At 49.4% G+C, this 20,005-nt stretch carries 21 protein-coding genes, 1 tRNA gene and 1 other annotated feature; of the genes, 4 read left to right on the plus strand and 18 right to left on the minus strand.

The features are described from left to right. The first annotated feature begins 1 nt into the window (after nt 1). Nucleotides 2–433: a hypothetical protein gene (locus F599_RS0108835; RefSeq protein WP_019543166.1), complete on the plus strand. Its 432-nt coding sequence runs from the start codon at nt 2–4 to the stop codon at nt 431–433. Continuing rightward, the gene (locus tag F599_RS0108840) at nt 418–1,986 is read left to right on the plus strand and encodes a recombinase family protein (protein ID WP_019543167.1); all 1,569 of its coding nucleotides are present in this window, start codon (nt 418–420) and stop codon (nt 1,984–1,986) included. Before F599_RS0108835 ends, F599_RS0108840 begins: the two co-directional genes overlap by 16 nt. Before the next feature lie 231 nt (nt 1,987–2,217). Here F599_RS0108840 and F599_RS0108850 read toward each other — a convergent pair whose 3' ends face one another. The 15 genes from F599_RS0108850 to F599_RS0108915 form a co-directional block, all read right to left on the minus strand. Beyond that, nucleotides 2,218–2,817 carry a type IV toxin-antitoxin system AbiEi family antitoxin domain-containing protein gene (locus tag F599_RS0108850; protein WP_019543169.1) on the minus strand — a complete coding sequence of 200 codons (600 nt, stop codon included), beginning with the start codon at nt 2,815–2,817 and terminating at the stop codon, nt 2,218–2,220. Nucleotides 2,818–3,237: 420 nt separating this feature from the next. Further along, on the minus strand, nt 3,238–4,608 hold the full coding sequence (rlmD, locus tag F599_RS0108855; protein WP_019543170.1) for a 23S rRNA (uracil(1939)-C(5))-methyltransferase RlmD: 1,371 nt from the start codon (nt 4,606–4,608) through the stop codon (nt 3,238–3,240). Further along, on the minus strand, nt 4,605–4,742 hold the full coding sequence (locus F599_RS15570; protein WP_156021981.1) for a hypothetical protein: 138 nt from the start codon (nt 4,740–4,742) through the stop codon (nt 4,605–4,607). The genes rlmD and F599_RS15570 overlap by 4 nt, the downstream gene beginning before the upstream one ends. Before the next feature lie 4 nt (nt 4,743–4,746). After that, complete coding sequence (locus tag F599_RS0108860) at nt 4,747–5,415, minus strand: HAD family hydrolase (RefSeq protein WP_019543171.1); 669 nt, start codon at nt 5,413–5,415, stop codon at nt 4,747–4,749. Nucleotides 5,416–5,550: 135 nt separating this feature from the next. Continuing rightward, nucleotides 5,551–6,993, minus strand: a complete 1,443-nt coding sequence (gene gatB / locus F599_RS0108865; protein WP_019543172.1) for an Asp-tRNA(Asn)/Glu-tRNA(Gln) amidotransferase subunit GatB — start codon at nt 6,991–6,993, stop codon at nt 5,551–5,553. After that, nucleotides 6,993–8,423, minus strand: coding sequence for an Asp-tRNA(Asn)/Glu-tRNA(Gln) amidotransferase subunit GatA (gene gatA / locus F599_RS0108870; protein WP_418871434.1), 1,431 nt, complete (start codon nt 8,421–8,423; stop codon nt 6,993–6,995). Before gatA ends, gatB begins: the two co-directional genes overlap by 1 nt. Nucleotides 8,424–8,475: 52 nt before the next feature. Continuing rightward, nucleotides 8,476–8,766, minus strand: a complete 291-nt coding sequence (gatC, locus tag F599_RS0108875; protein WP_019543174.1) for an Asp-tRNA(Asn)/Glu-tRNA(Gln) amidotransferase subunit GatC — start codon at nt 8,764–8,766, stop codon at nt 8,476–8,478. Between the two features lie 411 nt (nt 8,767–9,177). After that, the gene (locus F599_RS0108880; protein WP_019543175.1) at nt 9,178–9,588 is read right to left on the minus strand and encodes a hypothetical protein; all 411 of its coding nucleotides are present in this window, start codon (nt 9,586–9,588) and stop codon (nt 9,178–9,180) included. Continuing rightward, nucleotides 9,588–10,823 carry an LL-diaminopimelate aminotransferase gene (locus F599_RS0108885; RefSeq protein WP_019543176.1) on the minus strand — a complete coding sequence of 412 codons (1,236 nt, stop codon included), beginning with the start codon at nt 10,821–10,823 and terminating at the stop codon, nt 9,588–9,590. The genes F599_RS0108880 and F599_RS0108885 overlap by 1 nt, the downstream gene beginning before the upstream one ends. 213 nt (nt 10,824–11,036) lie before the next feature. After that, the gene (locus F599_RS0108890) at nt 11,037–11,447 is read right to left on the minus strand and encodes a UPF0158 family protein (RefSeq protein WP_019543177.1); all 411 of its coding nucleotides are present in this window, start codon (nt 11,445–11,447) and stop codon (nt 11,037–11,039) included. A gap of 22 nt (nt 11,448–11,469) precedes the next feature. Next, on the minus strand, nt 11,470–12,378 hold the full coding sequence (locus F599_RS0108895; protein WP_019543178.1) for a prephenate dehydrogenase: 909 nt from the start codon (nt 12,376–12,378) through the stop codon (nt 11,470–11,472). Further along, entirely contained in the window at nt 12,375–13,388 is a 1,014-nt protein-coding gene (gene aroF, locus F599_RS0108900; RefSeq protein ID WP_019543179.1) for a 3-deoxy-7-phosphoheptulonate synthase, read from the minus strand. Before aroF ends, F599_RS0108895 begins: the two co-directional genes overlap by 4 nt. A 39-nt stretch (nt 13,389–13,427) precedes the next feature. Beyond that, nucleotides 13,428–13,661, minus strand: a binding site (T-box leader). Nucleotides 13,662–13,706: 45 nt separating this feature from the next. Then, nucleotides 13,707–14,375 (minus strand): phosphate signaling complex protein PhoU, encoded by a 669-nt coding sequence (gene phoU / locus F599_RS0108905; protein WP_019543180.1) that lies wholly within the window; start codon nt 14,373–14,375, stop codon nt 13,707–13,709. Continuing rightward, nucleotides 14,375–15,124, minus strand: a complete 750-nt coding sequence (pstB, locus tag F599_RS0108910) for a phosphate ABC transporter ATP-binding protein PstB (protein ID WP_019543181.1) — start codon at nt 15,122–15,124, stop codon at nt 14,375–14,377. The genes phoU and pstB overlap by 1 nt, the downstream gene beginning before the upstream one ends. Before the next feature lie 110 nt (nt 15,125–15,234). Next, on the minus strand, nt 15,235–16,212 hold the full coding sequence (locus F599_RS0108915) for a Ppx/GppA phosphatase family protein (protein ID WP_019543182.1): 978 nt from the start codon (nt 16,210–16,212) through the stop codon (nt 15,235–15,237). A gap of 213 nt (nt 16,213–16,425) precedes the next feature. Here F599_RS0108915 and F599_RS0108920 point away from each other — a divergent pair, with 213 nt between their 5' ends. Continuing rightward, nucleotides 16,426–16,806, plus strand: coding sequence for a desulfoferrodoxin (locus F599_RS0108920; RefSeq protein WP_019543183.1), 381 nt, complete (start codon nt 16,426–16,428; stop codon nt 16,804–16,806). Between the two features lie 111 nt (nt 16,807–16,917). Beyond that, nucleotides 16,918–17,004 (plus strand) — tRNA-Leu (locus F599_RS0108925). Nucleotides 17,005–17,205: 201 nt separating this feature from the next. On the opposite strand, the gene pstA is transcribed toward F599_RS0108925, so the two are convergent. From pstA to F599_RS0108940, 3 genes are read right to left on the minus strand one after another with little or no spacing between them, the layout of a single operon-like run. Continuing rightward, nucleotides 17,206–18,063, minus strand: a complete 858-nt coding sequence (gene pstA / locus F599_RS0108930) for a phosphate ABC transporter permease PstA (RefSeq protein ID WP_019543184.1) — start codon at nt 18,061–18,063, stop codon at nt 17,206–17,208. Beyond that, nucleotides 18,060–18,983, minus strand: coding sequence for a phosphate ABC transporter permease subunit PstC (pstC, locus tag F599_RS0108935; RefSeq protein ID WP_019543185.1), 924 nt, complete (start codon nt 18,981–18,983; stop codon nt 18,060–18,062). The genes pstA and pstC overlap by 4 nt, the downstream gene beginning before the upstream one ends. A 21-nt stretch (nt 18,984–19,004) precedes the next feature. After that, nucleotides 19,005–19,877, minus strand: a complete 873-nt coding sequence (locus F599_RS0108940) for a phosphate ABC transporter substrate-binding protein (RefSeq protein WP_026327921.1) — start codon at nt 19,875–19,877, stop codon at nt 19,005–19,007. Nucleotides 19,878–20,005: the final 128 nt, after the last annotated feature.

Raw genomic sequence — 20,005 nt, forward strand, 5'->3', positions numbered from 1 at the left:
TATGGGACATACACCTTATGGATATACCATAAAAAACGGCAAAGCAGTCATTAACGAAGAACAGTCTGAGCAAATCAAACGGCTCTATAAAAACTATCTTTCCGGCATGTCACTGAAAAAAGCTGCCGCTGAAGCTGGAATGGAAACATATCACTGCTCGGCCAAACGGCTGATGCAGAATAAACACTATCTTGGAGATAACTTCTATCCTGCTATCATAGATAAGGACACATTTGATAAGGCTTCTGCGGAATTCCTGCGACGTGCCATTTTGCTGGGGAGATTGCATCGCAAAGCAAAGGTAAAGCCATCATCCGCACCAACTTCCTTTACAATGGCCAAAATTGTCAAACAGTATAAAGATCCGAAGTTGCAGGCTGAATATCTTTACAGCCTGATTGAAAGCGAGGTTTACGAATGGCAACTGTCATGATCATTCCAGCTAAAAAACAGATGGGCAATACCATAAAAAAGCCGGAAGAAAAAAAGCTGCGCGTTGCCGCCTACTGCCGCGTCAGCACAGATTCTGATGAACAGGAAACCAGCTATGAAACGCAGGTTTCTCACTACAAAGAATATATCCACAATCATCCTGAATGGGTCCTTGCCGGCATTTTCGCCGATGACGGCATTTCAGGCACAAACACCAAAAAGCGTGAAGAATTTAATCGCATGATTAGCGAATGCATGGCCGGAAATATCGATATGGTCATCACAAAATCCATCAGTCGATTTGCTCGCAACACCCTGGACTGCTTAAAGTATATACGAAAATTGAAAGATAAGAACATCCCGGTCTTCTTCGAAAAAGAAAGCATCAACACCATGGATGCTAAAGGCGAAGTATTGATTACCATCATGGCGAGTCTCGCCCAGCAGGAATCACAATCACTTTCTCAGAATGTGAAGCTCGGCCTTCAGTATCGCTACCAGCAAGGGAAAGTGCAAATCAACCACAACCATTTTTTAGGTTACACGAAAGACGAAAAAGGTAATCTCATCATTGATCCTGAACAAGCGGAAGTCGTTAAGCGGATTTATCGAGAATACCTGGAAGGATACAGCACAAAAAAAATTGCACAACATTTGGAGAAAGACGGTGTCCTTACTGGTGCCGGTAAAACGAAATGGTACGAAAGCAGCGTCAACAAAATCCTGCGAAATGAAAAATATATGGGAGACGCGCTATTACAGAAAACTTATACGACTGATTTTTTGACAAAAACGCGCGTCAAGAATAGCGGCATCGTTCCTCAATACTATGTAGAAAATGACCACGAGGCCATTATTCCCAAAGATATTTTTATGCAAGTCCAGGCCGAGCTGGTCCGCCGCCGCGTTGTTCATACCAGCCCTTCTGGGAAACGGCGTAATTTTTCCAGCAACAACTGCTTTTCTCAGATTGTCTACTGCGGTGAATGCGGCGATCTTTACCGGCGCGTCCATTGGAACAATCACGGCTGCAAATCTATCGTGTGGCGCTGCATTACAAGACTAGAGCCATCTGCGGCAAATACAACCTGCACGAATCGCACGGTAAATGAGGCGCTGCTCAAGGAAATTTCTATCAAAGCAATGAATGAAATTCTCTTGGACAGCAATTCCTTCATTCAGAAGATGCAGGAAAATCTGGCCAAAGCCATTGCTCAATCTGGCACGCCTTCCCCAGCAGTCATCCAGAAGCGTCTGGAAGAATTACAACAAGAGCTCATCGCAAAAACGAATAGACGCCAAGCCTACGATGCCATCGCCAATGAAATTTTCCGTTTACGGGAGCAAAAAGAAAAAGCCGAAGCAAATCTGCGCGGCCAGAAAGAAATCTTGGACCGCATCAAAGAATTGCAGGAATTCATCAAAGAGCAGTCATCCAATCTGACGGAATTTGATGAATCGCTGGTACGAAAACTCATCAGAAGCATTCAAGTATTTCCAGACCACTTTGCGATTAAATTCAAGTCCGGCATAAGCGTAGACATAAACGAATAGTAAGCGCCTAACAACACTGTCTATCGGGATTCTTACAGCCATTTTAATTAATGGGTTCGCTCTTGTTTCTTTGGCATATTTGCCGTCAAATTCTCCGTGATCGCTTGAAAGAAGTCTTACTCGTACTGTACAAAGCGATTTCCTGCACGATTTCCTTCAGGGCGTTACGGTATGCTTCTGCGTTTTGGGACTGATAGCGTTCCATCATCGACTGTATGCTGCTCATCATGTTCATTGTCCTTCCCGATTCAAAAACAAGAAAAGCTGCGTCAATGTCGCTTTATGATATTTCGGACAAAGTAACTGCAAATCTTTCCGATTCAGTTTGGAGAAACCTTCCTCATCAATCCGCAGGTCGGCAAACAGCAGGTACTCCAAATCCTTCACAGAATAAATCGGAGGTTTCTGGATATAGAGCATATCGCAAAGGGCCTTTTCGGGAGTGGCAATCTGGTAACTGTACGCCTTCCCATCCGTCTTCCAGAGCACACCATATGGGTATACAGATGCAGGGACATCCTGATAAAGAAAGGTTCCGAACAGCGTATGATATTCCTTGCGACGATTCTTGCTCTGCGTGGCAGAAGTACAGGCATAGACCCGCTCCGGAATCATGCCGTACATCGAGAGCGCCGAGGCAAACGATATATAAGATGGCCCGTAGATTACACCTGCCAAAAGATATGGCTCGACATGCGGATCCGTTTCATAAAGCCCCCGCCGAACAGGAATCAGCTTCTTCTCGCGGACGAGCCGCTGAATCTTGGTCTGCGGATTGCGATAGCCTTGCTGCCCTAATTGAAACAGCAAAGCCTCTGTTGTCTGTATCATAATATTTCCTCCAGTAACTATCATTATAAGATAGTTACTGGAGGAAATCAAGGCAAGATATGAAAAAGATTAGCTCTATATGGTGGGTTATTGGGCACTCACAATAAATAAGAGCAGGTACTCACCAAAACGGGAATACCTGCTCTTGTTCTATGCTATCCGTTTTTCTAACGTCTATCTTGCATACTCGACATACAAAAACATCTAAGTCAGATTCTCGACCTCTTATCTGTCATCTAATTAATGGTTTCAAGATATGAGGCTCATGATGTCCTATCCATGCTTCGCAAACGCGATCTGTTCCACGCATTTCAGCATATGGGCTTTAATCGAAATGATTCCTCCCATAGCCTCAACCTAGTAAACAGTAGTGTTTTAAGGCCTTCAACAATATATAGTGGCTTGAAAATATAAAAACCACTATATATTCCGTGACATCAAGCATACCGTCTCGACGTGGCTCGTCATAGGAAACATATCAACAGGCTGGGCTTTCTCTGCCACATACCCAAGCGTCTGTAAAATAGAGAGATCACGGGCTAGACTTGCAGGATTGCAGGAGACGTAGACAATACGGCGGGGGTGCATGTTTGCGAAAGTCTGGAGGACTGTCGGCGTGCAGCCGGCACGTGGCGGGTCGACGACGACAACATCGGCGCGTATGCCTTGTTTATATAGGCGAGGCATGACTTCCGTGGCATCGCCAACAATGAATTCGGCATTTTTTATATGGTTATCCCTTGCGTTTCTCCTTGCATCAAGAATTGCCGGCTTGACAATTTCAATACCATACACCTTCCGTGCTTTTCTCGCTAAGAACAAGGTTATCGTTCCCGTACCGCAGTAGGCATCGATGACGGTTTCGTTACCGGTAAGCTGGGCATATTCTAGTGCCATACTGTAAAGGACATTTGCCTGCGCCGTATTGACCTGGAAAAACGAGCGTGGTGAGATATGGAAGGATAACTGACCAAAGGCATCACGGATGGTTGTCTGCCCCCAGAGGAGACGTGTCTCCCGCCCCATGATGACGTTATTCCGATAGGTCTGGATGTTCTGATGTATGCTAACCAGCTGGGGAAGTTTGGAGCGAAGCAAGCGTACAAACTCTTTTTCACGCGGGAGATTTCTCGTAGCCGTAACGATGACAACCATGAGCTCACCGTCCACGCCGACACGGCCGATGATATGGCGCAAGACACCGATATGACGGTCCTCGTTGTAGACAGGGATTTGGAGCCGTTCTATAATTTCACCAACGACACGAACAATCTCATTATTCCCTTCTGCCTGTATATGACAGCTTTCCGTAGAGATGATGTGATGTGTATTACGGGCATAACAGCCAATAACGACATGGCCTTTTTCCATGCCCACAGGGAACTGCATCTTATTGCGGTAATTCCAAGGGGTGACAGCCCCTATAGTTGGTGCAACGAAAAGGTTCTGCAGTTTACCGATGCGTGTCACTGCGTCGATGACTTGCTGACGTTTCACGCGTAGCTGCGCATCATAGGCAAGATGCTGCAGCTGGCAGCCGCCGCATTGCCAGTACACAGCACATCGCGGCTCTACACGATCATGACTTCGAACCAGGAGTTCCTCAATGTGAGCAGACGCATAGGTTTTCTTTACTTCGTTCAACTTTACTCGCACGCGCTCTCCCGGAAGCGCATGTGGGACAAAAACGGTGAAGTTATCTATACGGCCAACGCCTTCACCATTGGTTCCAAGCGTATGGATGACAAGTTCATAGCTTTTTCCCTTTTCCACTGGTATTTTTTTGTTCATGCGTGTTCTTCTCGCTTTCCGCCTCGTTGTTCATATTCCGCAGAATCCTTCGATTGGCAGAGACTAAACGAATCTGGCACATAAGGCCAGCGTGCTGTATTCATCAAAAAATCATCAAATTTCTGCAGTGTCATGTGGTTATTTCCTTGCAAAAGATAGCTTAATCGTGATTTCTTCCGGTGACGCCAGGAGAATATCTGCACCATGCGCGACCAGTTCCTCCTGGGGGCGAAATCCCCAAAGGACACCCACCGCATAGAATCCCGCATTGTGCGCGGTATCCATATCGACGCTCGTATCGCCAAAGTAAGCAACGCGCCTCGGGGCCACGCCAAAATCCTCTGCCATTTTTAGGACTTTCTGCGGATGTGGCTTGCGTGGAAGTCCAGGGCGATCTCCTGAGATTGTACGGAACAGGCCTTGAGGAAACATGTGTGCAACGATTTCATCGGCAGCAGACTGGTGCTTATTTGTGCAGATTCCCATGGGAATTCCCTGTTGCTGGAGCATCTGCAGTGCGGACAAGATGCCGGCATAAGGCCGGGTCTTATCTTCTGTATGATGCGCATAGATTTCCTTATAGCGCTGAAGCGCTTCCTCTACGAAGTCCGGATCAGTAGCCTTTTCTTTGGGCAGGCAGCGCTCAATCAGTTTTCTAGAACCATTGCCGACAAAATAACGATAAGGATCTAGCGGATGCGTGGGAAAGCCATAGGAGGCGAGCATAGCATTTGCGCTATCTGCAAGATCTTCCAGTGAGTTGATGAGGGTACCATCGAGATCGAAAATCGCAGCTTGAAAATTCATTGTGATGCTCCTTTGAAAAAACCTCCCCTTGCGGGAAGGTTTTCGTGTCTATCCGGGGAACGCCTGATCTGTTCATTGCATCAAAAGGAATATGAGGCAAGATACCTGACCAGCACTCTCCTCTGAGTATTCATCTTAATTGCCGAGCTTTGCCACCAGCATTTGGTTGACCATCTGGGGATTCGCCTTTCCCTTGGTCGCCTTCATGACTTGGCCGACAAGCGCCCCGAGCGCCTTTTTCTTGCCGCCTTTATACTCTTCGACAGCCTTGGGGCTCGCTGCGATGGCAGCATCCACTGCTTTTTCGATTGCGCCTGTATCCGTAATCTGCACCAATCCTTTGTCTTTGACGATTTTTTCCGGTGCATCAGGGTTCGTCCACATTTCTTTGAATACTTTTTTAGCAATCTTGCCGGAAATGGTGTTTTTCATGATGAGCAGGATCATCGCACCAAGCCGCTGCGCCTCTACTGGAGATTTGGCGATATCTACGCTGTCTTCATTGAGCGCATTGGCAAGATCCCCCATGATCCAATTGGCTGCGAGTTTGGCATCTGCCCCTGTCTTGACAACAGCATCGAAGTATTCCGCCATTGCGCGCGTGCTCGTGATGATGCCCGCATCGTAATCAGAGAGTCCATAATCTTTCTCGAGACGCGCGCGGCGTGCATCCGGCAACTCAGGAAGTTCGGCACGATACTTTTCGATGGTTTCGTCGCTCGTAATAATGGGCGGCAAGTCTGGCTCAGGCATATAACGATAGTCATGCGCATTTTCTTTGCTGCGCATCGAAAGTGTGATGCCGCGAGCTGGATCAAACGTGCGCGTTTCCTGTACTACATGGCCACCATCTTCGAGCACCTCGGTCTGACGCTCGATTTCGTAATTGATGGCATCCTCAAGACTCTTGAAGGAGTTGATATTTTTCATCTCTGTACGTGTGCCGAGTTCTTCACTGCCCTCGGGACGCAGGGAAACGTTGATGTCAGCACGCAGATTACCTTCCTCCATGCGGCAATTCGACACATCGATGTATTCCATGATGGCCTTGATTTTTTCCATGTAAGCGCGCGCTTCTGCGGCCGAGCGCATATCCGGTTCCGAGACGATTTCGAGAAGCGGTACGCCTGTACGGTTGTAATCTACATCACTGGAAATAGAGTCCTTGATCGTTGTTCCAGAGTGAACGAGCTTGCCGGCATCTTCTTCCATGTGGATTCGTGTAAGACGGATGCGTTTTTTCTGGCCCTCGACGTCGATGTCCACCCAGCCATTGATACAGATGGGCAGATCATACTGGCTCGTCTGCCAATTTTTCGGCAAATCTGGATAATAATAATTTTTGCGGTCAAATTTGCTATATTTGTTGATTTCACAATTCGTGGCCAGGCCTGCCTTGATGGCAAACTCGACGACGCGCTTGTTGATGGTCGGCAGCACGCCTGGCAAGCCAAGGCAGACCGGGCAAACATGCGTATTCTGCTCAGCGCCGAATCCGGTCGCGCAACCACAGAAAATCTTCGTCTTCGTTTTCAGCTCGCAGTGAATCTCAAGGCCGATGACGGCTTCATAGTTCATCAGTTCGTCCCTCCCAGCGGTGCCAGTTCTTTATGGTAATCCTGACTCTGTTCATACGTATAGGCAGCGCGCAGGATGGTTTCTTCATCGAGCGCCTTGCCGATGATCTGCAAGCCGATGGGCATTCCCTTGCTGCTCGTGCCGCAGGGAATCGAGATGCCGGGGAGACCGGCCAGATTGAGCGGCACAGTACAGATATCCTGCAGATACATCTGCAAGGGATCAGAAATCATCGAACCAATGGGATATGCTGGCGTCGGCGCAGTCGGGCACATGATGACATCGACGTTTTCAAAAGCGGCCGTATAATCCTGCTGGATGAGCGTCCTGACTTTCAGCGCTTTGAGGTAATAGGCATCATAGTAACCAGCGGAAAGCGCATAGTTGCCAATCATGATACGGCGTTTGACCTCTTCGCCGAACTTCTCCGTGCGCGTATTGGTCATCATCTCAACGAGATCGCTGCCATCGACGCGCTCGCCATAGCTTACGCCATCATAGCGCTGCAGATTCGTCGCCGCCTCTGCCGGTGCGATGAGATAATACGTCGAAATCGCATAGCTCGTATGCGGCAGGGAAATCTCGATAATCTCTGCGCCCAGAGATCGATATGTCTCAATGGCCTCACGCACAGCTTTCTCCACCTCAGGATCCATACCTTCAGTGAAATATTCTTTCGGCAGGCCGATTTTCATTCCTTTGACATCTTCACGAAGTGCTGCTGTAAAATCCGGCACCTTCGCAGCAGAAGAGGTCGCATCCATCTCATCATGACCTGAAATGATATTCAGGAGGTTCGCCGCATCCGTGACATCGCGGGCAAGCGGCCCAATCTGATCCAACGAGGAAGCATAGGCAACGAGGCCGTAACGGGAGACACGGCCATACGTCGGCTTGAGACCCACAACGCCACAGAAAGAGGCTGGCTGGCGAATCGAACCGCCAGTATCCGATCCAAGTGCCCAGATTGCCATGCCGGCAGCAACAGCTGCCGCACTGCCACCGGACGATCCTCCCGGTACGCAGTCCGTATTCCACGGATTGCGCGTCACATGATAAGCTGAGTTTTCCGTCGAGCCACCCATAGCAAACTCGTCGAGATTCGTCTTGCCAAGCAGAACAGGAGAGACCGCCTTGATTTTTTTCATGACGGTTGCATCGTAAGGCGGAACGAAATGCTCAAGGATCTTCGACGCACACGTCGTCCTGACGCCGCACGTGCAAATATTATCCTTGATGGCCCCCGGGAGTCCCTCTAGAAATGTCGTCCTTTCCCCTCGTGCAATTTTCTCATCAACTGCCGCGGCCTCTTTTAGAGCAGTCTCCTTAGTCAATGTCAGATAAGCACCGATCGTCCCTTCCACTTCTTCGATTCGTGCGAGAACATCCTTGGTAAGTTCCGTCGCGCTGATCTCCTTTTTGACGAGCATGTCATGAAGGACATGCCCCGGCTGAGCAAAATATCTCACAGTCATTCCTCCCTTAGTCCTCGAGTACCTTCGGCACCTTGAAATAACCATTCTCTTTCACTGGTGCGTTGCTCAGGGCCGCGTCGCGTGCCAAGGATGACTTGACAATATCTTCACGGAACACATTTGCCATTGGCAAGGCATACGTCGTAGGATTGACATTCTCCGTATCAACAGCTGAGAGATTATCCATGTAAGTCAGAATTGCATCCATCTGCTCGATATATTTTTTCTGTTCAGCTTCAGGGATTGAGAGACGCGAAAGAACCGCCACGTTCTCGAGATCTTTTTTCGTGACTTTCATATTAAAATTTCACCATCCAATTCCATCATAAACTGCACGCACAAACGACCATTTTTGGATCCTGTGCGCCTGCCCTTACAGTAAATACACGAATATTATAACGCCTCAGAAAACGAGCGTCAACGAAGGTGAACGCAAAGGGGCAATGAAAAAGCTCTGCCAGAAAAAGATCAAAGAAATGAATCAAGAATTTTCAGCGCCTATTGCCACTATTTACATATATTTATAACACGGGTCTAACAATTGTCGGCGTGTAATTTGCTATATATAACATAGATGCTCGTTACAACCGTGCTCAGAATACTGCTGCTCCATGCATGGTTGTTTCGAACGTCCATCATCCCCAATATCACATACACGCGGCAACCCCCGGACGAAATGCGTCCGGGGGTTGCCGTTTCCATCCTTGCTTTACTTTGCTTTTTTCTCCGTACCTGCAGCAAGAAGTTCTGCCCGCAAGCCATCGTAAAACTTCACAAGACCATCTTGAAGAGCCTCTCTACTTTCTGCTCCGATGTCTGCACCGCGTTTGAGTTCCTGTGTTGTTGTGAGGATATTCTCTATCGTCGTAATATAGTCGAACTCCGGCTCGAGAATGGACGCCTGATCCAACGGCGGCAGGCAGGCCGTTTCCTGCGTAAGACGTTCATAAGATTGTTTGAGCTTTTTCAGGTGCTTTTTCTGTGTAAGTGCCTGAGAGAGATTCTCCCGCCGAATGCCAGCAAGTCCTTTGTTGATTTCATTTCTGATGGCATGGACTGCCTTTATGCTCTGCCGCAAACGATTCAGCGCATGCAACATCTGGATATCGTTTCCCATCATCAGATGTGGAGCTGTGTCTTGATACGTTCCACAGCGCGCTTGGTGTTTTCGCGATCGCCAAACGACGTAAGACGGAAATATCCTTCGCCGCAAGGACCGAAACCAGCGCCAGGAGTACCGACGATGTTGACTTCCGTGAGCAGTTTGTCGAAGAAATCCCACGAAGGCATATCGTTTGGCGTCTTCAGCCAGATGTAGGGCGCATTGATGCCGCCGTATGCAGTAATACCGGCAGATTTCAGCCCTTCACGAATGATACGAGCATTTTCCATGTAGTAGGAAATCAGTTCCTTGATCTGGGCCTGCCCCTCATCGGTGTAGATTGCCGCTGCACCACGCTGCACAATATAAGCTGTACCGTTGAACTTCGTCGTGTGACGACGATTCCAGAGATCGCGGAAGCGCACACGACTGCCGTCAGCCGCCTTGCCCATCACAGTTTTCGGAATGACCGTATAACCACAGCGAGTACCGGTGAATCCGGCCGTCTTGGAGAAGGAACGGAACTCAATGGCACAATCCGTCGCCCCAGGAATCTCATAGATGGAGCGAGGTACCTCCGGTTCGCTGATATAAGCCGCATACGCGGCATCAAAGAGAATCACCGCATCATTTTCCTTTGCGTAGTTCACCCACTTCGTGAGTGCCTCACGAGAAAGCGTTGTCCCAGTCGGATTGTTCGGGCAGCAAAGATAAATCATATCTACATGCTCTTTTGGTAGATCCGGTGTAAACCCATTGTCAGCGTTGCTGGGAAGATACGTAACACCAGCAAAATAGCCATTTTCCTGCATCTCACCCGTACGGCCTGCCATAACATTCGTATCGAGGTAGACAGGATAAACGGGATCGGTGATTGCCACTTTGTTATCGAGCCCAAAAATCTCCTGAATGTTGCCCGTATCGCTCTTTGAGCCATCGCTGACAAAAATCTCATCCGATGCGATTTGGATACCGCGCTTCGTATAATTATGCTCGCGGATTGCCTCAATCAGAAAAGGATACCCCTGCTCTGGCCCATAGCCACGGAACGTCTCCTGATGCGCCATCTCGTCCACGGCTTTATGCATGGCATCGATGCAGACCTGCGGCAGTGGCTGCGTGACATCACCGATGCCGAGCCTGATGATGTCAGCCTCCGGATGTGCTTCTTTATAAGCCGCTACACGACGTGCGATTTCTGCAAAAAGATAGCTCCCCGGCAGTTTCTGATAATTCTGGTTAATAGTCGCCATGAAAATCCTCCTCAGTTTGTTAAAAGCCAGGTGCATCATATGGTACCTGACCGAACTATGTTCCATCAACACTTGCTCTCATAACAAATCATACATATTATACCATACCGTTATACCGTTTGCGAATAAAATTTAGCCATAGAGCTATATGGTATCCAAAGGCATGCTGCAGCATGAGCTTCTGCTGATAAAGCAACCAAGCGTTACAAACGCTTATTCTTCATACTCGATTTCATTTTCTTCGCAAAAAAAACGTGCGGCATCGATCAGGTGAGCGTGCCAAAAATCGTCCCAGGCCTGCCGCAGCTGCAACTGCTTTACCTGCTGCAGAAAACGCAGACTGGCCCCTTGCCCAGCCAAGGCGTTTTTCAGCTGACGGCACACATTTGCCGGCTGTCGCTCAGCAAAGGCCTGCATGACACCATATTCATCGCTGTCACAGATATTTATTAACGGAACATAGCGATTGAAATCATCTTCCAGACGCAACGCATGCTCCAACGCAGCATCATCTTGCCAATCGTCACGTAGCATGATAACGCGCCCTTCTGCCAGATCGACGTAGCCTGGTAGGATGTCGGACTTTCCCAAGGCAGTTGCGAGTTCTTCCAGCTTGATTTTCATCGCCTACAACACTTCCTCTGCATCAATTCGGATCGATTTTTTCTTTTGCGGCGTTCTCGAGCAGACTGTCACGCCGCTTTTTCGATGCCGTGAAATAATCGTAAATATATTGCCTGTCATGAGAATCACACGCTGTGATCACTTCACCAAGGATTGTCTGCAGATTGCGTAGGTTCCTGGCAATCTCTCCGCCATTCGTCATGCAGATGTCTGCCCACATATCCGCATTGGAGGACGCAATCCGGGTCGTATCTTTGAAACCGCCGCCGATCAGCTTAATGCACGATTCAAGATCATCCCCCGAACGATTCAACAGCGTGACGAGTGCTGCCGCCGCAATATGGGGAACATGACTGATGACAGCGGCACAGCGATCGTGCTGGGCAATTTCCATCCGAACGAAATTCGCTTCCGTATATTTCAGGACATCCATGAGTCGCTGGTATACTTCTCGGGGCGCTCCAGTGTCATCGATGATCACATACGCCTTGCCGCGAAAAAGATCTGCATCCGCAGCATCTACCCCGCTCTTTTCCTTGCCTGTCATCGGATGTCCGGCAATGTAATAAATATTTTCCGGCAAAATTTCTTTCAGATGTTGCCAAACATATCCTTTTGTACTGCCGGCATCCGTGATGATAGTGTGCGGAGATAGATAGGGAAGCAGCTTTTTGACCATGGGCACGATCTGCAGTACTGGCGGACTCAGGAAAACAATATCTGCTGCACCGGCCACCTCTTTCAAGTCCGCAGAAGCGTAGTCCACTGCTCCGCATTTTACCGCGTGCTGCATGGATCGTTCCGTGCGGCATAACCCTGTGATATAGATGCTATTTCCCAAAGCCCGTTTCAAACAGAGTCCCAAAGAACCGCCAATCAAGCCGACGCCGATGATTGCAAACTTCAGAGGTTTTTTCACAGCATTATTCATAATGCTTTCCCCATGAGCGCACCAATCTGCTTGACTTCTTCCATAAGACGGTTGAAATTCTTGGGCGTCAGACTTTGATTGCCGTCAGAAAGCGCAACCTCGGGATGCGGGTGCACTTCAATAATCAAGCCATCCGCTCCAGCGGCAATCGCCGCCCGCGCCATAGGACGCACCATCTGCCAACGTCCAGTGCCATGGCTCGGATCAACGATGATTGGCAAATGGGAAAGCTCTTTGACGGCAGCAACTGCCGAGAGGTCGAGCGTATTGCGCGTAAACGTCTCGTACGTACGGATGCCGCGCTCGCAGAGAATGATGTTCTCGTTGCCACCTGCGGCAATATATTCGGCAGCATTGAGCCATTCGCTGATGGTCGAGGAAAGGCCGCGCTTGAGCATGACAGGCTTCTTTGCCTTACCAAGTGCTTTCAGCAATTGAAAATTCTGCATATTGCGCGCGCCCACCTGATAGACATCAGCATACGTGCCGATGAGTTCCATATCATCCTTATCAACGATCTCAGTTACCACTTTGAGCCCGTTTTCATCTGCCGCCTCGCGCAGCATCTTGAGCCCCTTTTCCGCCAGTCCCTGGAAATCATAGGGAGATGTCCTAGGTTTGAAGGCACCTCCACGGAGAAATTGTGCGCCACCCTCCCGGACGCAGCGGGCCGCCTCTTTGAGCTGGTCTTCACTCTCGACAGCACAGGGACCCGCCATGACCGTAAGGTGTTCTCCACCAATTTTGACACCGTCAACATCAACGACCGTATCTGCCGGATGAAATTCGCGGCTGACCAGTTTATATTTTTCCGTAATTCGGACTGTCTTTTCGACACCCGGCATCATATTCATTTCCAGATTCGCAATTTTCTTCTTATCACCAATCACGCCAACGATCGTACGGTCTTCTCCTTTGGAAAGATGGAAAGTCAGACCGTTTGCCTTAATCTTTTCTTCTACACCTGCGAGATCTTCTTGGGAAGATGCCGGACTCATGACGATAATCATACGATACACTCCTTCTCCATACAAAAAGACTCATCCCTATACAGGGACGAGCCTTATTACCCGTGGTACCACCCTGCTTGCTCACGCAAGCCACTCATTCGGATACAGACATATCCTAGCCCATGATAACGGGGGCAACCGGCCAAGCCTAATCGGAATTCCTTTCAGCCTGCTGCTCCAAAGCGTATTTCAGAAGATCCTCATACTGCGTCGCACCAAACCGCAGTTCTCTGCGATGATTCCCTTCCTACTTCTTTTTTTCATAGCATTTACTTGATTTGCTTTATCGTATCATTGGTATATTGATTTGTCAAGATTTCACACTGTCTTCTTCGTGCGAATCCGTTCGGCCGTTTCGAGATATACGACCCACTCCGCAATATTGACCGCATGATCGCCGATGCGCTCGAGGAAACGAGCGATAAAGAGCAAGCTGGTCACTTCCTCCGGCGGGTATTTCGAATCGCTGATGAAATGGGACAGGGAATAGAATGTCCTCTTGAAAATCTCATCCATCTCCTTATCCATATGGCGCACTTCATCCGCTAGACGTACATTCGCCGTGCGATAGGACTGCATCGCCTTTTTTATCATGCTGGCGGAACAATCAGCTAATTCTTGAATCAACTTTTTCCGCTCCGCATCCAGAGGCGTCCCGCTGAATTTTGCGACACGCGCAATATCGAACGCATGGTCTCCGATACGCTCAATGTCCGTTGAAATCTTAAACCCCGTTGCGATGACACGTAAATCATGTGCGATTGGCTGCTGCTTCGCAATGAGCAGAATACAATCATCCTCGATATCGACAATCATATCGTCGATAGCATCGTCTTCCTTCATGACCTGCGCTGCCAGATTGGCATTGCTTTCAAGCAGTGACTGTACAGATTTCCTTACGGCGGCCTCTGCCATGCATCCCATCTGATAGACTTTATCCTGTACGATTGCAAGATCGCGGATATATTCCTGTCGCGTCTGTTCCATCAGCCAAACCTCCCCGTGATGTAATCCTCAGTTTTCTTGTCATGAGGCTTCGTAAAAATCACATCTGTCTTGTCATGCTCGATCAATTTCCCATTGAGGAAGAACGCTGTGAAATCAGAAACACGAGCTGCCTGCTGCATGTTATGCGTCACCATGACGATGGTGAAGTCTTTCTTGATTTCTGTGACAAGCTCCTCAATCTTCATAGTGGAAATCGGATCCAGAGCTGAGCACGGCTCATCCATGAGGACGACCTCAGGCTCCACCGCCATGACACGCGCGATGCAGAGCCGCTGTTGCTGCCCACCGGACATGCCCATCGCTGATGCGTTCAGGCGGTCTTTCACTTCATCCCACAAGGCAGCGCCACGCAGGCTTTTTTCTACGATCTCATCGAGCTTCTTTTTATCCTTGAGCCCATGCACGCGGCAGCCATACGCCACATTGTCGTAAATCGACATAGGGAATGGATTCGGTCGCTGAAAGACCATGCCGACACGTTTGCGAAGCTGCACTAGATCTGTCTCCGGCGCATAAATATCCTCGCCGTCCAACTTGATATCACCCTCGACGCGTACGCCGTCGATCAGGTCGTTCATACGGTTCAGCGTGCGTAGGAAAGTAGATTTTCCACAGCCTGATGGCCCGATCAGTGCCACGACTTTATGCTCTGGAACCTCAAGTCCGACATCAAAAAGGGCTTGATGTTCTCCATAGAACAGATTGAGGTTCTCTACATTCATTTTCATAGTATGTCCTCCTAAATTTTTTGCCCGGCATAGTGCCGAATCGCGGTAGATGCCCACACAGACACCCATCATTTAACAGACAAACTCCATGCGGGATGCCTTATTTCGTGTCATCCCCTCTGTTGAGGCAAATCATCACTTTCCATTGTCTCCTTATCTACAGGTGGCAGTGATGCATCTTGCTGAAGTACATACCGATAAAGATAACCATCACGAACACCGGCCCGTGTGACGTCCACCCATTCACTGTGGAAATGCTTTATAAGCGTATAAAGAATAATCATTCCAGGCAATATGGTACGCACACGATCTGGCACAACTTTTAGCAATACTTCTAGCGTCTCAACAGGGATGGCCTCTCCTGCGTCATTTTCGAGAAGCTTGATCATTCTCTTGATATTCGGGGCTTTGATCCGCATGTTCGACAAAGGAAGCTGAAATAAGTAATTATTTAGTTTGCGCGCCGCACGAATGGTGCCCCCCACGCCGCAGACGATAGGATATTCTCCGTAATAGAGATCTGCATCCTGCTTCAAGAGTTGCAAGACCATTTGCTTGACAGCTTTTCGTTCAGATCGACTGGGCAAGAGATTCGACACATAGCGATCGTATATATTCAGGGAACCTACCGGCAAGCTTACTTTTTTCTTGATTTCACTATTTTCATAAACAACGAGTTCGGTAGACGCACCGCCGATATCAATGAGAAGCCCATCCGTTACATCCACTGCATGAGAAGCACCAATAAAGTCGAGTTCCGCCTCTGTCTCGCCAGAAAGCACCTCGATACAGATTCCCGTCCGTTCTACGATTTCTTCCACAGCCGCATGGCTATTGACTGCATTGCGAAGCGCTGCTGTAGCAAAGACATGGTAATCCGTAATACCAAGATCTTGCAAAATACTCCGGAACTCCGAAAGAACTTCGCAAGCGCGGTTGACTCCTTCAGGAAGCATCTGCCCATTTTTCACGTATGACGCCAGCCCTACGGCTTCCTTCTTCCCCATCACCAGGGAAAGTTGTCCCTGCTCTATCTTGTAAATGTTCATGCGAACCGTATTCGAACCAACATCGATTATCGCATACATTTTTTCTCCCCCTTAAGCTACATCACGGTTACATTGTAATCCGAGCACCGGCGGCCTGTGTGTTGTTTTTGTAAAATGTATGTTAATCTTCTTTCATAGCATCCGACAGCCATTTTACGCCGGAGAAACTTTTCTTGCGTTGAAGAAAGGTCTACTGTATAATGAGTTTAGAGTATTGCGTATTATTTTATATTGTGTAGGAGGTTGATCATTATGGCGAAACGTTTCTTCCGCTGCAATAGCTGTGGCAACATCATCGGTGTCATCAAAGACGGCGGTGGCCCGCTCGTCTGCTGCGGACAGCCGATGCAGGAGCTTAAAGCCAACACAACTGATGCCGCGCAGGAAAAGCATGTCCCTGTCGTTACAGTTACGGGCAGCAATGTGAAAGTGTGCGTCGGTAGCGTCGCACATCCCATGCTGGCGGAGCACTTCATCGAGTGGATCCATCTCGAAACAAAGAAAGGCGCTCAGATGGCACACCTGCAGCCAGGTGATAAACCAGAAGCGGAGTTTTCGCTCGCCCCTGGTGATGAGGCGATTGCAGCCTATGCATATTGCAATCTGCACGGACTTTGGAAAGCTGATGCCTAAGAGATCACTGATGAAATATGGCATCCTGCCATTACACACGTCAACAAAGTTCGTTTGACAAGCAAGATGCTAGGATGCTATAATGATGAGCGTTGATGACACATGTCATCTGCCGGTGTGGCGGAATTGGCAGACGCAGCAGACTCAAAATCTGCCGTGGGCAACCATGTGCCGGTTCGAGTCCGGCCACCGGCACCACTTGATTTTACTGGCCTCGCGATGGTTTCGCGGGGCTTTTTTCGTGCATAGATTTCAGACCATGTACGTCACGGGAATAAAATACGATTCTGCATTTCCCAATAATCTCATTCCTCTATTATTACGCAAAGCTCCCAGAAGGAAAGTGCATCCACCTTCCTTCTGGGAGCTTTGCTTGTTAGCAAAAAGAATACTGCGTAATCATCGGCTGCCGACGCTATGCCGCTGGAAGTACTTCAATGGCAGGACGAGTAAGAAGTTGAATACAAGGATTGTCAGAATGAGCAGTGCGCCAATGCCATTCGCAATCTGATCACGGTCGGGAACCAAGCCTGCGCTCAGCAAATACCAGAGATGGACAGCGAGCGTTTCGCCGCCAGCCATGACGTCGGTATCATAGAGGAAGCGCGAAACTGTCGTGCCTGCCGTAAAAATGAGAATTGCTGTTTCGCCGAGTGCACGTCCGGCTGTGAGCGTGATGCCCGTGATGATGCCAGGCATCGCACTTGGCAGAACCACTTTGAAAATCGTCTGCAGCTTTGTCGCACCAAGCGCTAGACTCGCCTCTTCATAGGAACGCGGTACCGTGCGGATGGATTCCTCTGTTACGCGTACGAGCATCGGCAGATTGAGCAGCACAAGCGTCAATGCACCACCAAGAATGCTGAACCCGAGATGCATTTTGTTCACGAAAATAATCATGCCAAACAAGCCGAGCACAATGGAAGGCACCGTCGCTAGGCTCTCGACAGAGAGACGGATTGCCTTTGTCATCTTATTTTCCCGTGCATATTCCGCAAGATAGATTCCGGCGCCAATCGCGACAGGAATAGAGACGGCCATAGAGAGGAACAGCATATAGAATGAATTGAACAGCTGTCCGCCGACACCGCCGCCCGCCATGATATCGCTCGACTTACCGAAGATGAAGTGGAAGCTGAGCACAGGAAGCCCCTGATAAAGGATATAGCCGAGGAATGCTGCTAGGAGTGCGAGGATAAAGAAACCAATGAGCCAGAGCCCTGCCTTTGCAATCTTGTTTTCCAGTTTCGCATTCACGCGACACGCCTCCTTCCTGTGAAGTAACGGATCAGAAGAATCATCCCGAGGGAGATAATGAGCAGGACAAATGCCATAAGGAATAACGCATTGCCCCAGACAGAGCCGAACGGCGTATTGCCCATCTCGACGACGATGTTACTCGTAAGCGTCGCCGTCGGAGTGAAAAAGCCAGCTGCCAGCTGCGGCGTATTGCCAATGAGCATCTGCACCGCCATCGTCTCGCCGACAGCGCGCGCCATCGCGAGGACGATGGATGTCATGATACCGGGAATTGCGGCCGGCATGACCACATGATACATCGTCTGCCACCACGTTGCCCCCAGCGCCAGAGAAGCTTCCTCCAACGGATGCGGCACAGCGTTGAGCGCGTCCGTACTGATGGAAAGGATTGTCGGCATAATCATGATCGCCAAGACAAGCGATGCTGCAAGCACGCCAAAACCTGTCGGCACTTGGAAAGTATCGCGCAGGAATGGCACGAATACTGTCAGGCCGATATAACCATAAACGACCGAGGGAATCGCGACATAGAGGTCCACTGCGGGGCGCATGATACGCTTCAGCGGTACTGGCGCCAACTTCGCGAGAAACACCGCTCCGAGCAATCCCAGAGGCGCACCGATGAGAACGGAGAGCAACGTCGTCTCAACAGAGCCGACAATAAAGGAAAGCGCACCGAACTTCTGCGCGGAAGGATCCCAGCTCGCACTGGTAAAAAACTCTGCCGGGCTGACTGCCGTCAATGTCATGAGCCCCTGACGGCCCACGAAAAATATGATGGAAAAGATGATCAGCGTCATGAGACAGGCGGAGGCGATGAAAAGATACCGTCCGCACTTGTCATAGAAAAGACGCCTCTCATGCCCTCCCCCTGGCTGACGCGTTCCTGCATTGCTCAAATTGACTGCCTGCTCCATAAATCTCCCCTGCTTCCTCTGTTATTTCTTCATCTTGCTGACCGGGATGAAGCCGAGTTTCTCCACCTGGCTGTTCTGGAACTCATCGCTCAGAATATAATCAATGAATGCCTTGACTGCGCCCGTCGGCTCACCCTTCGTGTACATGTGGCCATAGCCATAAATCGGATATTTGCCATCAATGATGTTCTGCGCAGAATACTCAACACCATCAAACTTCAGTACCTTGACGGAATCATCTGCATACGGCGCATCGACGTAGCCGATGGCACCCGGCGTACTTGCGATGGCGGCACGGACAGCACCGTTGGAATCCTGGATGACCGCATCATCCGTGAAGTTTGCCCCTTTCAGCACAACATCGCTGATCGTGGCGCGCGAACCGGAAGATTTTGCACGATGAATCAGCGTGATTTTCTGGTCGTCACCACCGACTTCCTTCCAGTTCGTAATCTTGCCCGTCAGGATGCCGATGACCTGATCCTTCGTGAGGTTGTCCACTTTGTTCGCCTTGTCGACGATGAATACAAACGGCTCAACGACGACCTTGTGATCGACGAGTCCCTTATCCTTGTATTCATCCGGCAGGTTGACATCCGAGTCGCCGATATCCACCGAACCCTCTGCCACCTGATTCATACCAGTGAAGGAACCGCCGCCAGCAACATTGACCGTTACATCCTTATACTTATCCTGGAATGCTTCCTGTGCTGGCTTCAGCAGCGGCAGCAGCGCTGTGGAACCGGACGCACTGATCTTGCCGGAAATCTTCTCTCCCCCCGAGCTTGCGGCCTGCTGAGAGCCACCGCCGCCACAGCCTGCCAGAAGCATCGATGCACTGACCAAGAGCGTTCCCATGGCAAGGATAATCTTTTTCTTGTTGAACATTTTCATTTCCTCCTCAATACGAGAATCTTGGGAATGGGATGTATCCTGTTTCTTATCCTAGCAGAGCGTGCGAGCGTCTTTGTTGTGCCTGTGTTACGTTTATGTAAAATTGCATTTGATCGTAGTGCTGCGTC

The sequence above is a fragment of the Selenomonas bovis DSM 23594 genome (genome assembly GCF_000381005.1).
Taxonomy (GTDB): domain Bacteria; phylum Bacillota; class Negativicutes; order Selenomonadales; family Selenomonadaceae; genus Selenomonas_C; species Selenomonas_C bovis.

Coding starts and splice junctions, on each gene's coding strand:
- rlmD (WP_019543170.1), bottom strand. CDS start 4,608: ATGAACAAAAAAATACCAGTGGAAAAGGGAAAAAGCTATGAACTTGTC.
- aroF (WP_019543179.1), bottom strand. CDS start 13,388: ATGATTATCGTCATGAGTCCGGCATCTTCCCAAGAAGATCTCGCAGGT.
- gatB (WP_019543172.1), bottom strand. CDS start 6,993: ATGAACTATGAAGCCGTCATCGGCCTTGAGATTCACTGCGAGCTGAAA.
- F599_RS0108850 (WP_019543169.1), bottom strand. CDS start 2,817: ATGATACAGACAACAGAGGCTTTGCTGTTTCAATTAGGGCAGCAAGGC.
- pstC (WP_019543185.1), bottom strand. CDS start 18,983: ATGGAGCAGGCAGTCAATTTGAGCAATGCAGGAACGCGTCAGCCAGGG.
- pstB (WP_019543181.1), bottom strand. CDS start 15,124: ATGAAAATGAATGTAGAGAACCTCAATCTGTTCTATGGAGAACATCAA.
- gatC (WP_019543174.1), bottom strand. CDS start 8,766: ATGAAAGTCACGAAAAAAGATCTCGAGAACGTGGCGGTTCTTTCGCGT.
- phoU (WP_019543180.1), bottom strand. CDS start 14,375: ATGGAACAGACGCGACAGGAATATATCCGCGATCTTGCAATCGTACAG.
- F599_RS0108895 (WP_019543178.1), bottom strand. CDS start 12,378: ATGAATAATGCTGTGAAAAAACCTCTGAAGTTTGCAATCATCGGCGTC.
- F599_RS0108840 (WP_019543167.1), top strand. CDS start 418: ATGGCAACTGTCATGATCATTCCAGCTAAAAAACAGATGGGCAATACC.
- F599_RS0108890 (WP_019543177.1), bottom strand. CDS start 11,447: ATGAAAATCAAGCTGGAAGAACTCGCAACTGCCTTGGGAAAGTCCGAC.
- F599_RS0108835 (WP_019543166.1), top strand. CDS start 2: ATGGGACATACACCTTATGGATATACCATAAAAAACGGCAAAGCAGTC.
- F599_RS15570 (WP_156021981.1), bottom strand. CDS start 4,742: ATGACACTGCAGAAATTTGATGATTTTTTGATGAATACAGCACGCTGG.
- F599_RS0108920 (WP_019543183.1), top strand. CDS start 16,426: ATGGCGAAACGTTTCTTCCGCTGCAATAGCTGTGGCAACATCATCGGT.
- F599_RS0108940 (WP_026327921.1), bottom strand. CDS start 19,877: ATGAAAATGTTCAACAAGAAAAAGATTATCCTTGCCATGGGAACGCTC.
- F599_RS0108885 (WP_019543176.1), bottom strand. CDS start 10,823: ATGGCGACTATTAACCAGAATTATCAGAAACTGCCGGGGAGCTATCTT.
- F599_RS0108860 (WP_019543171.1), bottom strand. CDS start 5,415: ATGAATTTTCAAGCTGCGATTTTCGATCTCGATGGTACCCTCATCAAC.
- F599_RS0108880 (WP_019543175.1), bottom strand. CDS start 9,588: ATGATGGGAAACGATATCCAGATGTTGCATGCGCTGAATCGTTTGCGG.
- F599_RS0108915 (WP_019543182.1), bottom strand. CDS start 16,212: ATGTATGCGATAATCGATGTTGGTTCGAATACGGTTCGCATGAACATT.
- gatA (WP_418871434.1), bottom strand. CDS start 8,423: ATGCTCGTCAAAAAGGAGATCAGCGCGACGGAACTTACCAAGGATGTT.